18 protein-coding genes are annotated in these 14,333 nt (G+C 34.5%); 16 read left to right on the top strand and 2 right to left on the bottom strand.

The window, feature by feature from the left end; all coding sequences use genetic code 11:
- The first annotated feature begins 34 nt into the window (after nucleotides 1-34).
- Nucleotides 35-1,831, top strand: coding sequence for a translation elongation factor 4 (gene lepA / locus AC3WRL_RS07465; protein ID WP_214829832.1), 1,797 nt, complete (start codon nucleotides 35-37; stop codon nucleotides 1,829-1,831).
- A 37-nt stretch (nucleotides 1,832-1,868) separates the two neighbouring features.
- Here lepA and AC3WRL_RS07460 read toward each other — a convergent pair whose 3' ends face one another.
- Nucleotides 1,869-2,084 (bottom strand): hypothetical protein, encoded by a 216-nt coding sequence (locus AC3WRL_RS07460; RefSeq protein WP_214829818.1) that lies wholly within the window; start codon nucleotides 2,082-2,084, stop codon nucleotides 1,869-1,871.
- A 206-nt stretch (nucleotides 2,085-2,290) separates the two neighbouring features.
- Here AC3WRL_RS07460 and AC3WRL_RS07455 point away from each other — a divergent pair, with 206 nt between their 5' ends.
- Nucleotides 2,291-2,743: a T9SS type A sorting domain-containing protein gene (locus tag AC3WRL_RS07455; RefSeq protein WP_214829815.1), complete on the top strand. Its 453-nt coding sequence runs from the start codon at nucleotides 2,291-2,293 to the stop codon at nucleotides 2,741-2,743.
- 9 nt (nucleotides 2,744-2,752) lie between these two features.
- Complete coding sequence (locus AC3WRL_RS07450; protein ID WP_492330032.1) at nucleotides 2,753-3,904, top strand: DUF8740 domain-containing protein; 1,152 nt, start codon at nucleotides 2,753-2,755, stop codon at nucleotides 3,902-3,904.
- Nucleotides 3,905-3,939: 35 nt separating this feature from the next.
- On the opposite strand, the gene AC3WRL_RS07445 is transcribed toward AC3WRL_RS07450, so the two are convergent.
- Entirely contained in the window at nucleotides 3,940-4,572 is a 633-nt protein-coding gene (locus tag AC3WRL_RS07445; protein ID WP_214829809.1) for a DUF1579 domain-containing protein, read from the bottom strand.
- Between the two features lie 133 nt (nucleotides 4,573-4,705).
- Between AC3WRL_RS07445 and AC3WRL_RS07440 the strand changes: the two genes are divergently transcribed.
- The 13 genes from AC3WRL_RS07440 to AC3WRL_RS07380 all read left to right on the top strand — a co-directional run bounded on the left by AC3WRL_RS07440 (nucleotide 4,706) and on the right by AC3WRL_RS07380 (nucleotide 14,210).
- Nucleotides 4,706-5,383, top strand: coding sequence for an NUDIX hydrolase (locus AC3WRL_RS07440; protein WP_214829793.1), 678 nt, complete (start codon nucleotides 4,706-4,708; stop codon nucleotides 5,381-5,383).
- Nucleotides 5,384-5,710: 327 nt separating this feature from the next.
- Nucleotides 5,711-6,253: a riboflavin biosynthesis intermediates N-glycosidase gene (ybiA, locus tag AC3WRL_RS07435; protein WP_492330031.1), complete on the top strand. Its 543-nt coding sequence runs from the start codon at nucleotides 5,711-5,713 to the stop codon at nucleotides 6,251-6,253.
- A 27-nt stretch (nucleotides 6,254-6,280) separates the two neighbouring features.
- Nucleotides 6,281-6,832: a prolyl hydroxylase family protein gene (locus AC3WRL_RS07430; RefSeq protein ID WP_214829787.1), complete on the top strand. Its 552-nt coding sequence runs from the start codon at nucleotides 6,281-6,283 to the stop codon at nucleotides 6,830-6,832.
- A 114-nt stretch (nucleotides 6,833-6,946) separates the two neighbouring features.
- Nucleotides 6,947-7,921 carry an SPFH domain-containing protein gene (locus AC3WRL_RS07425; protein ID WP_251040566.1) on the top strand — a complete coding sequence of 325 codons (975 nt, stop codon included), beginning with the start codon at nucleotides 6,947-6,949 and terminating at the stop codon, nucleotides 7,919-7,921.
- Nucleotides 7,922-8,006: 85 nt separating this feature from the next.
- A complete protein-coding gene (locus tag AC3WRL_RS07420) occupies nucleotides 8,007-8,915 on the top strand; it encodes a diacylglycerol kinase catalytic domain-containing protein (RefSeq protein ID WP_492330030.1) in 909 nt (302 codons plus the stop codon).
- A 4-nt stretch (nucleotides 8,916-8,919) separates the two neighbouring features.
- A complete protein-coding gene (locus AC3WRL_RS07415) occupies nucleotides 8,920-9,345 on the top strand; it encodes an ADP-ribosylation/crystallin J1 (protein ID WP_214829779.1) in 426 nt (141 codons plus the stop codon).
- Nucleotides 9,338-10,153, top strand: a complete 816-nt coding sequence (locus AC3WRL_RS07410) for a TIGR02452 family protein (RefSeq protein ID WP_492330029.1) — start codon at nucleotides 9,338-9,340, stop codon at nucleotides 10,151-10,153. Before AC3WRL_RS07415 ends, AC3WRL_RS07410 begins: the two co-directional genes overlap by 8 nt.
- Nucleotides 10,150-10,797: a DUF4291 domain-containing protein gene (locus AC3WRL_RS07405; protein ID WP_492330028.1), complete on the top strand. Its 648-nt coding sequence runs from the start codon at nucleotides 10,150-10,152 to the stop codon at nucleotides 10,795-10,797. The genes AC3WRL_RS07410 and AC3WRL_RS07405 overlap by 4 nt, the downstream gene beginning before the upstream one ends.
- Entirely contained in the window at nucleotides 10,781-11,302 is a 522-nt protein-coding gene (locus AC3WRL_RS07400; RefSeq protein ID WP_492330027.1) for an O-acetyl-ADP-ribose deacetylase, read from the top strand. The genes AC3WRL_RS07405 and AC3WRL_RS07400 overlap by 17 nt, the downstream gene beginning before the upstream one ends.
- Complete coding sequence (locus AC3WRL_RS07395; RefSeq protein WP_492330026.1) at nucleotides 11,299-11,985, top strand: SIR2 family NAD-dependent protein deacylase; 687 nt, start codon at nucleotides 11,299-11,301, stop codon at nucleotides 11,983-11,985. Before AC3WRL_RS07400 ends, AC3WRL_RS07395 begins: the two co-directional genes overlap by 4 nt.
- Nucleotides 11,985-12,926 carry an ADP-ribosylglycohydrolase family protein gene (locus AC3WRL_RS07390; protein ID WP_214829764.1) on the top strand — a complete coding sequence of 314 codons (942 nt, stop codon included), beginning with the start codon at nucleotides 11,985-11,987 and terminating at the stop codon, nucleotides 12,924-12,926. The genes AC3WRL_RS07395 and AC3WRL_RS07390 overlap by 1 nt, the downstream gene beginning before the upstream one ends.
- A 9-nt stretch (nucleotides 12,927-12,935) precedes the next feature.
- Nucleotides 12,936-13,478, top strand: coding sequence for an RNA 2'-phosphotransferase (locus AC3WRL_RS07385; RefSeq protein WP_214829761.1), 543 nt, complete (start codon nucleotides 12,936-12,938; stop codon nucleotides 13,476-13,478).
- Between the two features lie 3 nt (nucleotides 13,479-13,481).
- A complete protein-coding gene (locus AC3WRL_RS07380; protein ID WP_214829758.1) occupies nucleotides 13,482-14,210 on the top strand; it encodes a metallophosphoesterase family protein in 729 nt (242 codons plus the stop codon).
- The last annotated feature ends 123 nt before the right edge of the window (nucleotides 14,211-14,333 follow it).

Here is a 14,333-nt window from a genome sequence, read left to right as displayed (position 1 = left end):
TTTTTTTTATCTTTGCAAATTACAAGGTTCTTAAATGAAAAACATACGAAATTTTTGCATAATCGCTCATATTGACCACGGTAAGAGTACTTTGGCTGATCGTTTATTGGAATATACCAATACTGTTACCCAAAGAGAATTACAGTCTCAGACCCTGGATGATATGGATTTGGAGAAAGAACGTGGGATTACTATTAAATCTCATGCGATCCAGATGGATTATGAATACAAGGGGGAAAAATATATTTTAAACCTGATCGATACCCCTGGCCACGTAGATTTCTCCTACGAAGTTTCCCGATCAATAGCAGCCTGCGAAGGTGCACTTCTTATTGTAGATGCTGCGCAAAGTATTCAGGCACAAACAATTAGTAATCTTTACTTGGCGTTAGAGAATGATTTAGAGATCATTCCTATTCTTAATAAAATAGATCTTCCTTCAGCAAACCCTGAAGAAGTAACCGATGAAATTGTTGGTCTTTTGGGATGTAAGCCTGAGGACGTTTTAAGAGTTTCAGGAAAAACAGGAGAAGGAGTCCATGACTTGCTTGAACAGATCGTTAATAGAATTCCAGCTCCGGTTGGAAATCCTGACGGTCCATTACAGGCTTTGATTTTCGATTCTGTTTATAATCCTTTCAGAGGAATTGAAGCTTATTTTAAAGTAGTCAATGGAAGTATTTCCAAAAACGAAAAAATTAAGTTTTTTGCTACAGGAAAAGAATATGGTGCTGATGAAGTAGGAACATTGAAACTAAAACAGGTTCCTAAGAAAAAGATTGAATGTGGTGATGTAGGGTATATTATCTCAGGGATCAAAGATGCACGGGAGGTAAAAGTAGGGGATACTATTACTTCATTTGAAAATCCTGCTTTAGAAGCTATTGATGGATTTGAAGAAGTAAAGCCAATGGTTTTTGCGGGAATTTATCCTATTGATTCTGAGGACTTTGAAGAATTAAGGTTTTCACTGGAAAAACTAAGACTGAATGATGCTTCCCTGGTTTTCGAACCGGAAAGTTCTGCGGCACTTGGATTTGGTTTCCGTTGCGGATTCTTAGGAATGCTTCACATGGAAATTGTACAGGAACGTTTGGATAGAGAATTTAATATGAACGTTATTACAACGGTACCTAACGTTTCATATCTTGGATATTCTAAAAGAGAACCTGAAACGGCAATCTTAATTAATAACCCATCCGAGATGATGGATCCAACGATTCTGGATAGGGTAGAAGAACCTTTTATAAAAGCTTCTATTATTACGAAATCAGATTTTGTAGGTCCGGTTATGACCCTTTGTATTGAAAAGAGAGGTGAGATTGTTAACCAAAGCTATTTGACCGCAGATCGGGTAGAGCTTACATTCAATATGCCTTTGGCGGAAGTTGTATTCGACTTTTATGACCGTCTGAAATCTATTTCAAAAGGATATGCTTCATTTGATTATACACCAATTGGAATGCGTGCTTCTAAATTGGTAAAAATGGATATCCTGATCAACGGAGATATGGTAGATGCTCTTTCTTCATTAATTCACGATAGTAATGCTTATCATATTGGTAAAAAGATGTGTGAAAAGCTTCGTGAGCTGATTCCTAGACAACAGTTTGATATTGCTGTACAAGCAGCTCTGGGAGCTAAAGTTATCGCAAGAGAAACCATTAAAGCCCTAAGAAAAGATGTTACCGCTAAATGTTATGGAGGGGATATTTCCAGAAAACGTAAACTTTTGGAAAAGCAGAAAGAAGGGAAGAAGAAAATGAAACAGATTGGTAGAGTAGAAGTACCACAATCTGCATTTATGGCAGTTTTAAAACTAAACGATTAATATAAAAAAGACCGATATCATATCGGTCTTTTTATTTTTAAAGATTTCTTTGCTTGTCAACCAGGCTTCCCTGAACAACCAGTGCTCCCAGTCCCAGGATAATTTCAACGATTCCTAACATGGTAATCAGATTAGTTCCGCATACAATACATTCGGGTTCAGGAAATGGTTTCTTTCCAATAACAATGATAATCACTCCTCCGATAATGATGATGATTACGATAAGTGCTCTCAATAAAGTTTTAGCATTCATAATGGTGTTTTTTTTAGTTTTTATATGCCTACTCTTTAAGGTTTTCGGCTTGCCCCTTTTATTACTTCAAAGTTCTGTAATAAAAAGACCAAGATAATCAGTTAAAACCCTGAAAATGAGGTGTGTTTTTCACTAAATTTCAAATAGTATAAATTTCATTTTAAACTATTATTCTTTATCTTATATTTACGAAAAATTTATTTTAAATGAAAAAAATCTACTTACTGGTCGGTTTTTTAGTTTCTGTTCCTATTTGTTCCCAAAGTCTTATTGGAGGAATAAACTCTGGAGGAGTTTCTAATGAAAACCTGATGCACACGGTAGGAGAAATCTATGTGATTCCTACCAATCCCGATGATCAGAATTCCGGAACCATTGGGGTTCTTTATCAGACTGTTTTAAATGTTTTAGGGGTAAACGAGATCGTTACCGAAAAAGCGGTTAGTATTTATCCGAATCCTACAGCCGGCTACATTAATTTTAATGTTTCCTCCTCAACGAGGCTTGAAGATGTTTCTATTTATGATATGTCAGGAAAGCTAGTTTCTCAAAATAAGATAGTTAACAATAAATTAGATTTATCCTTTCTGCTTCAGGGGATATATATTCTGAAATTTAATAATTCTGAATTAAAGCCAGTAAAAATCATTAAAAAATAAAACGATACCATGAAAAAAATATATACTTTATTTTTAGCACTGCTTACTACGGCAGTATTTGCTCAGGTTCCAAAGGGATTTGCTTATCAGGCTGTTGCCTTCAATGCTTTGGGAAATCCGGTTGTTAACGGGCCTGTTTCTTTAAGAATAAGCATTTTGGATAATTCTGCTACAGGAACGAATATCTATACGGAAACGCATTCAAAGACGACCAACTCCAAGGGATTGATAAATCTTAATATAGGGCAGGGAACGGCTGTGTCAGGGACATTTTCTGCAATAAATTGGAGCACGAATTCTAAGTTTGTAAAAGTAGAAATGGATGCTGCAGGAGGGACTAATTATACAAATGTAGGCGTGAATCAATTGATGAGTGTACCTTATGCTTATGTCGCCAAAAAGATAGATGTCTCTTCTTCAGATTCATCATTGGGAGATGATCTTATTGAAAATAAAAGTGTAAATTATGTCTTTACAGATAAATATGACCGAAAAGTCTATGCTTTTAATTCTAAAACGGGAACATGGACTCCACAAATTTATAACGTGAATTATTACAACAATAATTTTGCGGTGCCAGAGGTAACGTCCTCTAACGGTAACTTTATGTTTATTGATAAATATGATAGAAAAGTATATGTATTTAATTCTAAAACAGGAACCTGGTCATCACAGATTTATAACGTAAACTATTATAATAATAACTTTTCGACCCCTACTTTAGTTCCCTTATCCAATGGAAATTTAGTATTTTCGGATAAGTATGATCACAAAATGTATGTCTTTAATTATATAAGTGGAAGCTGGTCATCACAGGTATTTAATGTCAATTATTATAACAATAACAATAGTTTTCCAACCTCAATTTCTTCTGGAAGTAATGTTGCTTTTGTTGACAAATACGACCATAAAGTGTCTGTTTTTAATGCCAAAACAATGACATGGGCTTCTCAGGTATTTAATGTTAACTATTATAATAACAGCATGAGTATTCCTGATGTAACAGCGTCTAACGGGAATTTTATCTTTGTTGATAAATATGACAGGAAAGTATATGTTTTCAATTCCAAAACAGGAAACTGGGCATCACAGTTGTACAATGTCAATTATTATAATAACAGTTTTAGTATTCCTGTAACAAGTGCTTCTGAAACCAATTAAAAATAAAAAACCGCTTCATTTGAAGCGGTTTTATTTTATTTCTTACGGGTGAATTTTATTTCCATTGTTTTCATTTCTTTACCGGTTTTCGAACCTGGACCATACATTTCAAGGGTTTGATTGTTGTCGTCAACAAATGTGAAGACTTCTCTTACATCACACTCCTTCCCCGGTCTTGTAAGATCTGGCATTTTACCTTTAAATTCAATTGATTTTTTTGAAGCATTCCATTCTCCGGTGGTATACATTATCCCTGTTCCCATATTATCCATCCAGGTGCTTACAAATTTTTTAGTGGCATTATCATATCCTACAATACTTCTTCCTTCGAATGGCATTCCCCAAAAATTACCTTTGTGGGTACTTTCCTGATAACGTCCACCAAAGATCATTTTATTGGTACATTCAGAAGTACTTTTCATTGGCTTTCCTCCTTCTTCCATCCACATTGTATTGTCTCCTATCCATACTCCATCAGATTTAGCTAACATTTTGTGCATGTCGCCAGGAGTAGCATATTCCATCCATGCTTTTGCTGCAGTAGCAGAGTCTACCGGTTTCCATGCTGTAGAATCAGTTCCGGTTGATTCCTTACCCATGGTGGGTTTTCCTTTTTCGCATGCAGTTAACAAAAATGCAGCGCAGAAAATGAACATTAGATTTTTCATAAATATTTAATTTTAAGTTGGTTATAATCAATCTTAAAGATAAGGAATTTTATTTTTACGCTTTTTGGTTTTTTAATGGTGGGACTTTTAATTCAAAAATGTAATTTTGTGTATTCATAACGCAAACTATATTATGCAGGATATTAAAGTAGCGGTAGACGCTGTTATATTTGGATACTTTGATAAAAAAGATTTACAGATCCTTTTAATAAAAAGAAAGATCGATCCTTTTAAGGGAGGCTGGGCTTTGCCTGGTGGACTTGTTTTGGATGATGAAAATCTGGATGATGCCGTAAAAAGAGAGCTGTATGAAGAAGCGGGCATAAAGCCTGATTTTTTAGAACAACTCTATACTTTTGGTAATGTGGGTCGTGATCCCAGAAACAGAGTGGTTTCTGTGGCTTATCTGGGACTAGTGAACCCTTCTTATCATGAACTGTTTGCAGACTCAGATGCTGAAGATGCTCAATGGTTCAGTGTCAATCAATTACCAAAGCTGGCTTTTGATCATAAAAGTATCATTGATATTGCTTTAAAGAGACTTCGCACAAAAATTCAGTATCAGCCGATCGGCTTTAATCTTCTTAATGAAGAGTTTCCATTTTCGGATCTTGAAAATTTATACAAAACCATTGTTGGACAGGAAATTGACCGTAGAAACTTCCGAAAGAAAATAATGAGCTATGGTCTTCTTAATGAAACCAATAATGTAAAAAAAGAAGGGAGTGGAAGGCCCGGGAAATTATTTACTTTTAATCAGGAAAAATATAAGGAACTTGAAGAACAAGGGTTTTATTTTGAGATCAAATGATAGCTAAACACAAAATGCTTTTCACAAATGGCACAAACATTATAAGGAAAAACAAAATATTTGATATCAGATAGATGTCAAAAGACATCAATATAAACGGGCTTTAGTCCGTTTTTTTATTAATGGTAATTCATCGACTTTAGCCAAAACATAAAAATAGATTATAGCTTGTGTCATTGTAATGTATTATTTGTACTATTAATATCTAGATAGGATAAAATAAATAAATTGATTATCAGTTAGTTAATTTATTAGCGTAAAAATAACACAAATAAATTTGGAGGATAAAATGATTTTATTTTACATTTGTGTAATAATAACGCAATCATGAAATACACCATACAAAATACAATTGAACTTTTTCAGGAAAAAGGAAACTTGCAATTTTTGTTTTTCTGGGGACATACTGTTAAAAATGAAATTTCAAAAGCTTGTTTTAGCCAGTGGTTTCCTGCAAGTTTCAAAGAAAATAGTATTGAGTATAGAACTGCTGAACATTATATGATGGCAGAGAAGGCGAGATTATTTAATGATGATGAAACGATGTTTAGAATTCTGGAATCAGGAAACCCTAAAGAAGCAAAGAGCTTGGGAAGAGAAATAAAAAACTTTGATCATCAGACTTGGGATAATCATAAGTATGAAATTGTAAAGAGGGGGAACTTTTTAAAATTTTCACAAAACTCAGAATTCAGGGAATTTCTCTTATCTACCGAAGATAAAGTTATTGTAGAAGCGAGTCCTTATGATACCATTTGGGGAATAGGAATGTCAGAGTCTGATTCCAAAGCAGAGAATCCATCTCAATGGCGTGGAGAAAATCTGTTAGGATTCGCTCTGATGGAGGTAAGAGATGAATTGAGAAGATAACACAATCATAATCACAATATAGAAATCATGGAAAAGATCGATTTACATCCACAGATATTTCTGATTGAAGATTTTCTAACCAACCAGGAATGTGAGAGCTACATTAAAATGGCAGAAGACCAAGCTTTTGAGGAAGCGAAAGTCAATATAAACGGTCAGCAGTTAATGAGTAAGGGTATTCGAAATAACGACCGATTAATGCTTTTTAGTAAGGATCTTGCTAACAATCTTTTTGAGAGAGCTTTTGAATTTCTTCCAGAAAATCACGATGGAAATGAAATATGTGACTTTAATGAGATGTTCAGGGTTTATAAATATTCTCCAGGACAAAGATTTAAAATGCACAGAGATGGAAGCTATGTAAGAGACGAGAATGAAAAAAGCTTCTATACGTTTTTAATGTATCTGAACGATGACTTTGAAGGTGGGGAAACAGAATTTGAAAACCTGTTTACAATTGCTCCTAAAAAAGGAATGGCATTGGTCTTTTATCATCCATTAAGACACGAAGGTAAAACATTGATCAGTGGGGCTAAATATGTACTGCGGACCGATGTAATGTATACTATTAGAAAGTAGTTTGAAAAATCAGTGCAAACTCATGTCTACTAGAATTAGTGTAAAAACAACACAAATATTAATTTCTTAAAACTTAAAGCTATGTTTGGTTTCAGACACATCAAATTCGATTCAATGACTTACGTTCTTCATTTTAAAAATGGAGGAACCGTAAGAGAAGGAAGGGGCTTATCATTCTTCTATTTTGCTCCAAACAGTTCTATTGTTGCTATTCCAATGGGAAGTAATGATCTCCCTTTTATTTTTAATGAAAATACGTTTGATTATCAGATGGTAAATATTCAGGGACAGATCAGTTATAAAATTTTTGATCCAAAGGCTTTGTCCAACACATTGGATTTTACAGTTAATGAATCAGGAGTGTATAAAAAGAATGATATTGAGAAGCTTAATCAAAGGATTATCAATCTTGCGCAGACATCTACATCATCATTTATTCATGAAATGAGTTTAAAAGATGCTATCCGTTCTGCTAAAAAGATAGAGGAGCATATTCTGGAAGGGCTAAAAACTTCAGAAACGATCCAAACGATGGGAGTTGAAATATTAGGAGCTAGTATTTTGGCTGTTCAGACCACTCCGGAAATGGCACGGGCATTAGAAACAGAAACCAGAGAAAAACTTCAGCAACAGGCAGACGAGGCTATTTATGAAAGGAGAAACTTTGCAGTAGAACAAGAAAGGAAAATCAAAGAATCTGAGCTGAATACAGAAATAGCGGTTGAAGAAAAACAAAAACAGATCGAAGAAAAGAGAATGGAGACCGAAATTCAACAGGAAGAAAATAATAAGATACTGAGAGAAATGAAGATCGCTGCTGATATATCAGTTGAAAACCAAAGAAAACAACTGATCGAACAAAAGACAGAAAACGACAGAAAAGAAGCAGAAACACAAGGTTATGTATTAGAAACTTCTTTAAGACCATACAAAGAAATGGACTGGAGAATTTTAACCGCTTTAAATGGAAATCAGGATGCAAGATCAAATATTGCCCTTGCTTTCAGGGAACTGGCAGAAAATGCAGGAAAGATCGGAAACTTAAACATCAGTCCTGATTTATTAGAAAATCTGTTGAAAGAACATTAAAAACTTGAAGAGAGAGGCGAGGACATTGAAGTTAAAATAGTGAACTAACGCAATCAGTAATACATTGTACAATTAAAGAAAAGCCATGAAAATAGAATACGCAATTATCATTAAGAACAAAACGAGATTGGAGTCTTTGATTGAAAGATTTAATACCAAAGCTCAGGCTCAGTTTTATATTGAAAGTTCTGGCGGAGATTTTCAGGAGTATGTTGCTGAACATGAAAAGTTCTGTCAGTCTTTTCTGGAAGTTCAGACAAAGCTTTCTAAAGTGATCAAGAATAAAGTACTGGAAAGAGAATTTATGCCTTCCTATATTTTCTCTGAAAAGAATCTTATTGTGGTCATAGGACAGGATGGGCTGGTTGCAAATGTTGCGAAATACGCTAAAAACATTCCTATTGTAGCAATCAACCCTGATGAAGAAAGATATGATGGTGTACTGCTTCCTTTTAATGTTAAAAACTTTCTCAATGGAGTAAATGCTGTAATAAACGAAACTTTTAGTTCAAAGAAGATGAGGTTTGCAGAAGCTGTTCTGAATGATGGACAAAAACTCTTAGCAGTTAATGATCTGTTTATTGGTATTTCTTCCCACAGCTCTGCCAGATATAAGCTAATGCTGAACGGAAAAGAAGAAACGCATTCTTCCAGTGGAATTATTGTTTCTACAAAAACAGGAAGTACAGGTTGGCTGAGTTCTATTTTCAATATGGCATATGGTATTTTAGGATCAAAAAAACTAAAATATCCAGAACTCAATGATGAAGATCTATACTTTGCGGTGAGAGAGCCTTTCAAAAGTAAAGCAACACAGACCGACATCTGTGGTGGGATTTTAAAAAAAGGAAATAGGCTTATCATAGAATCATTAATGCCAAATAATGGTTTTATATTTAGTGACGGAATTGAAAAGGATTTTTTGCAATTCAACAGTGGGGCTACTGCAGAAATCAGGCTGTCTGATGAAGAGGCGGTTTTGGTAATTAATTAGAAAAATGAAAACAATAAGACTTTATAGGCCAGTAGGAGAAAAGGAAATGATTTTAATTATTGAAAGTGATTATAAAAATTTTCCACCAAGATTGGAATGGCAACCTATCTTCTATCCGGTACTTAATGAAGATTATGCTTCGGAGATAGCTGAAAAATGGAATACCAGAGATCAATCTGGAAACTATCTTGGGTTTGTGACTCAATTTGATGTTGTGGAAAGTGAAGCAGATAAATATCCACCTCAAAATGTTGGAGCAAAAAACCACAATGAATTATGGGTACCGGCAGAAGAATTAGATAAATTTAATCAGGCTATCGTTGGAGAAATTAATGTAACAAAGGTATTTATTGGTAATGATTTTATCCAATCTGAAAATACTGAGATAGAAAACCTGATAGAGAGATTAAAAGAGAAGAACAATGACTAATAAAGGAATGGCTAAAGATACTTTAGAAATCTTAGCCAACAAAAAATATATAAATCTAAAGGGTGAAAAAGTAGAATTAGATCGAGAGATTGAAATTTGTAAAAAAAGGACAGTTTTATTTAGTTCGGAAGAACTTGCAGTATTAGTGGAAAATGTAGTTACTAAAAATGATTTTGAAACTCAAATTGAGGTTTGGAATTGTAGCTCATTAAAAGCCATTTTGCAATTGGCTAAAGAAGAGGATCAGGAAAAGCTGATGTGTTTGAATTTTGCATCTGCAAAAAATCCAGGTGGTGGATTCATAAGTGGAGCAGAGGCTCAGGAGGAAAGCCTGGCAAGAACTTCGGCCTTATACGCTAGCCAACTTGAAGCTGAAAGTTTTTATAAAACGCATCGTGGAATGAAATCATGCTTTTATACAGATCATATGATTTATAGCCCAAAGGTTCCTGTCTTTAGAAAAGATAAAGGAGAGCTATTAGAAAAGCCTGTTCTGTGTAATTTTATTACATCTGCTGCTGTAAATGCGGGAGTTGTAAAAAGACAAGAACCGGAGAGAATAGGTGAAATTTTAAATGCAATGGATATGCGTATGGATAAAATGTTTGCTTTGGCTTTGGAGAAAGGAAATGAAACGCTGATTTTGGGAGCCTGGGGATGTGGTGTTTTTAGAAATGATCCGAAAGAGATCGCAGGATTATTCAAAAAATACCTACAAGGAAAGTATAAGAATAAATTTAAAAGGACAGTTTTTGCGGTTCTTACTAAAAATGAAGAATTGGTGAAATTGTTTGAAGAAATTAAATGAAACTTAGATTAAAAAAATATACAGAACAATTACAGGGTTGGCCTCAGAAAGGACATCATATTATGGCACAATACGATAGTGAAGAGATTATTGTTTATCAGTCGTACCGAAAAGAGATAGGAGAATTTGCAATTGACAATCAATATTTCGGAGGTGATTTTAGTTTGGAGAGAATGACCTGGATAAAGCCAAACTTCCTTTGGATGATGTACCGAAACGGATGGGGATCAAAAGAGGGACAGGAATGTGTTTTAGCAATTCATCTCAAAATGGAGGCGATAAAAAAATATTTGCAAAATGCTGTTTATTCTTCTTACAATGAGAATCTGGGGGTTTCTGAAGAAGTATGGAAAAATCAAGTAAAGGAATCTTCAGTAAGATTACAGTGGGATCCTGACCATGATCCGTTTGGAAATAAATTAGAAAGACGGGCAATCCAAGTTGGATTGAGAAATAACTTTATTCATTCGTATGCTAAAGATGATATTATTTTGATTGAAGATATTTCTGGTTTTGTAAAAGAGCAATATCAATTTGTACTAAATGATAACTTGGAAAGCCTGATGATTCCAGAAGAAAAGCCATTAATATTTGAAGATCATAATCTAAACAAAAAACTGAAATTAAATGAAACCAGTTATTGAAGTACTAAAAGGAGACCTTACAAAAGTTCAGGCTGATGCTATCGTTAATGCGGCTAATTCTTCTCTACTTGGTGGAGGTGGTGTAGATGGAGTCATTCATCGTGCAGGAGGAAAACAAATATTAGATGAATGTATTGAAATCAGAAACAGACAGGGGAAATGTAAGACCGGTGAAGCGGTTGTAACTTCTGCTGGAAACCTTCCAGCAAAATATGTCATTCATACCGTAGGACCTGTTTGGAATAATGATGAAGAAAAAGGCTCAACGCTTTTAGCGAATTGTTATAAGAATTCTTTAAAGTTAGCAGAAAGTCTGGATGTTAAAACGATTGCCTTTCCAAACATCAGTACTGGGATTTATCATTTCCCTAAAGAGCTGGCGGCGAAAATTGCTATTCAGGAAGTTCAAAACTTCAACACCGAACAGATTGAGAAAATTATTTTCGTTTGTTTTGATGAAGAGAATGAGGTGATCTATGGTAAACTATTAAAAGAGAAACAATGAAAAAACTAACCATATTAAGCGGTGCAGGAATCAGTGCCGAAAGTGGAATAAAGACTTTCAGGGATGGAGATGGTCTTTGGGAAAATCATAATGTAACCGATGTGGCAAGTCCTGAAGGATGGAGAAAAGACAGAGCTTTGGTATTGGAATTTTATAATCAGAGACGTCGCCAACTGCATGAGGTACAACCTAACGAGGCTCACCAATTGGTCGCAGATTTAGAAAAGTATTTTGATGTGCAGATCATTACTCAAAATATAGATGATTTACATGAAAGAGCGGGGTCAACCAATATCATTCATATTCATGGAGAATTATTTAAATCCTGTTCGTGCAATAATAAAAATCTTATTTACGAACAGAAAGATGATATTAATCTTGGTGATAAAGCCGAAGATGGAGCACAATTAAGACCATTCATTGTATGGTTTGGAGAAGATGTCCCATTGTATAATGTGGCGAGAGATAAAGTAAAAGATGCTGATATTTTAATTGTTATAGGAACCTCTTTACAGGTGTATCCGGCAGCAGGTTTAATTCATGAGATCAAAGATGATTGTCTATTGATTGTAATTAATCCTCATGAAACGGAATTCGGGTATGGACAAAGAGCGGTTGTTATGAAAGAAAACGCAACGAGAGGAATGAAACTGTTGTTTGATAAACTGATAAATATGGCGTAATGAAAGATGTTGTAAAATCAGGAATTTTTGGAGTCTGTATTGGAGATGCCTTAGGTGTTCCTGTGGAGTTTAAAAGCAGAGAACAATTGAAAAATTCACCTGTCATTAAAATGCTGGAGTTTGGAACCCATCACCAACCAATTGGTACATGGAGCGATGATAGTTCGTTAACACTTTGTCTGGCTGAAGAACTTACAAAAGGATATGATCAGGAAAGAATAGCACAGAGTTTTGTTAAATGGTACAAATATGGACACTGGACTCCTCACGGAAAAGTTTTTGATATTGGAATTGCAACTCGACAAGCTATTCATAAAATAAGTAAAGGATATACTACTTATTTATGTGGAGGAACAAGTGAAAGGGATAATGGAAATGGATCTTTAATGAGAATCTTACCCTTGTTGTTTTATATAAAGGGTTTTCCAATTGAAAAACGTTTCGATGTAATAAGGGAAGTTTCTTCTATTACTCATGCTCATATTCGTTCAGTAATTTCATGCTTTATTTATTTAGAATTTTCATTGGAAATATTGAAAGGAAAGGAAAAATTTGAAGCATATCAAGTCATGCAAATGACAGTAAAACAATTCCTGAACAACAATCCAATTTGTTCACAAGACGAAATGGATAGATTTGATAGAGTTTTGAACAATGATATTTTTGAATATAAAGAGGATAGCATCAGTTCTGGTGGATATGTTCTTCATAGTTTAGAGGCATCTTTATGGTGTTTTATGAAATCAGAAAGTTACCCAGAAGCTGTCTTGAGAGCCGTTAATCTGGGAGAAGATACCGATACAACTGGAGCTATCACAGGAGGAATTGCCGGAATTTATTATGGATTTGAAAATATTCCTGAAGAATGGGTTTCAGAATTAGTAAGGAGGGGGGATATTGAAAAGCTTTGTAATAAATTAGAGAATAAACTAATGAAATAAAAACAAATCATGAACGAAATAGAAAACAAAAAAATAAGTAAATTTTTAAGTCTGATTCTTAGGCACCAGCCGGAAACAATTCATCTGAAACTGGACGAAAACGGGTGGGCAGATGTCAGTGAGTTGATCGAAAAATCAGCTAGGAACAGAATGCGTTTTGCATTGGAAGAATTAGATGAGGTCGTTGAAACCAATAACAAAAAAAGGTTTGCTTTTAATGAAGATAAAACGAAGATTAGAGCCAATCAGGGACATTCCATTGATGTTGATCTGGTATTGATTTCTCAACAGCCCCCAGAATTCCTTTATCACGGAACGGCAGAAGCAAATATGGCTTCGATTTTAGAAAAAGGAATTGAGAAAAGAAACAGACAGCATGTTCATTTAAGTTCGGATAAAGAAACGGCTACAAAAGTGGGTATGCGTCACGGAAAACCCGTAATTTTGATAATCAGAACGGGCGAAATGTTTAAGGAAAATATTGAATTTTATCTTTCGGATAATGGAGTCTGGTTAACTGATTTTGTAGATGTTAAATATATTTCAAAGTAAAAAGTGAAGCGGAAATTAGTAATTGGAGATATTCATGGTGGCTTTAAAGCCTTAATTCAGGTTCTGGAACGCGCAAAGGTGACTGCTGATGATCAATTGATCTTTCTAGGAGATTATGTGGATGGCTGGAGCGAATCTTCTCAAATCATTAAATTTTTAATGGAACTTTCCAAAACCCAAGACTGTATTTTCATTAAAGGAAATCATGATGCCTGGTGTGAAGATTGGTTTTTGTCTGGTGAAAAAGCAGATGCATGGCTTTTCAATGGAGGTCGAAAAACGGTTGAAAGCTATGAAACCTATTCTTTAGAAGATTTGGAAAAGCATTTAGAGTTCGTCCAGCGAATGAGAAATTATTATGTAGATGATCAAAACCGCTTGTTTATTCATGCTGGATATTCTTCAATGCATGGTCCAGAAAAAGAAATGTATATGAGCAATTACCGTTGGGATAGGACTCTTTGGGAAACCGCTGTAGCAATGGACAAGAAGCTGAGTAAGAACTCAGAATTGTATCCTAAAAGGCTGCTTTTATTTAAAGAAATTTTTATTGGTCATACTTCAACTACAGAACTGGGAATTACTTATCCTCTTAATAAAGCGAATATCTGGAATTTAGATACAGGAGCAGCTTATACAGGACCTTTATCTATTATGGATGTTGAAACCAAAGAGTTCTGGCAGAGCGATCCGCTTACAAGCTTATATCCTGATGAAAAGGGAAGAAATTGATAGTTAATGATTAAGGCGTAAGTTTTTAATCTATAATAAAAAGTCTATTATGCAACGATTGCGTCTTTGCGATTAACCAAAGCTTTTTGAAAAGATAATTTCAGTAATTTTAAAAACTGAAAT

It is taken from the genome of Chryseobacterium sp. FW101-FHT12H09 (assembly GCF_058790395.1).
This window is presented reverse-complemented; position numbering and strand designations above follow the sequence as displayed.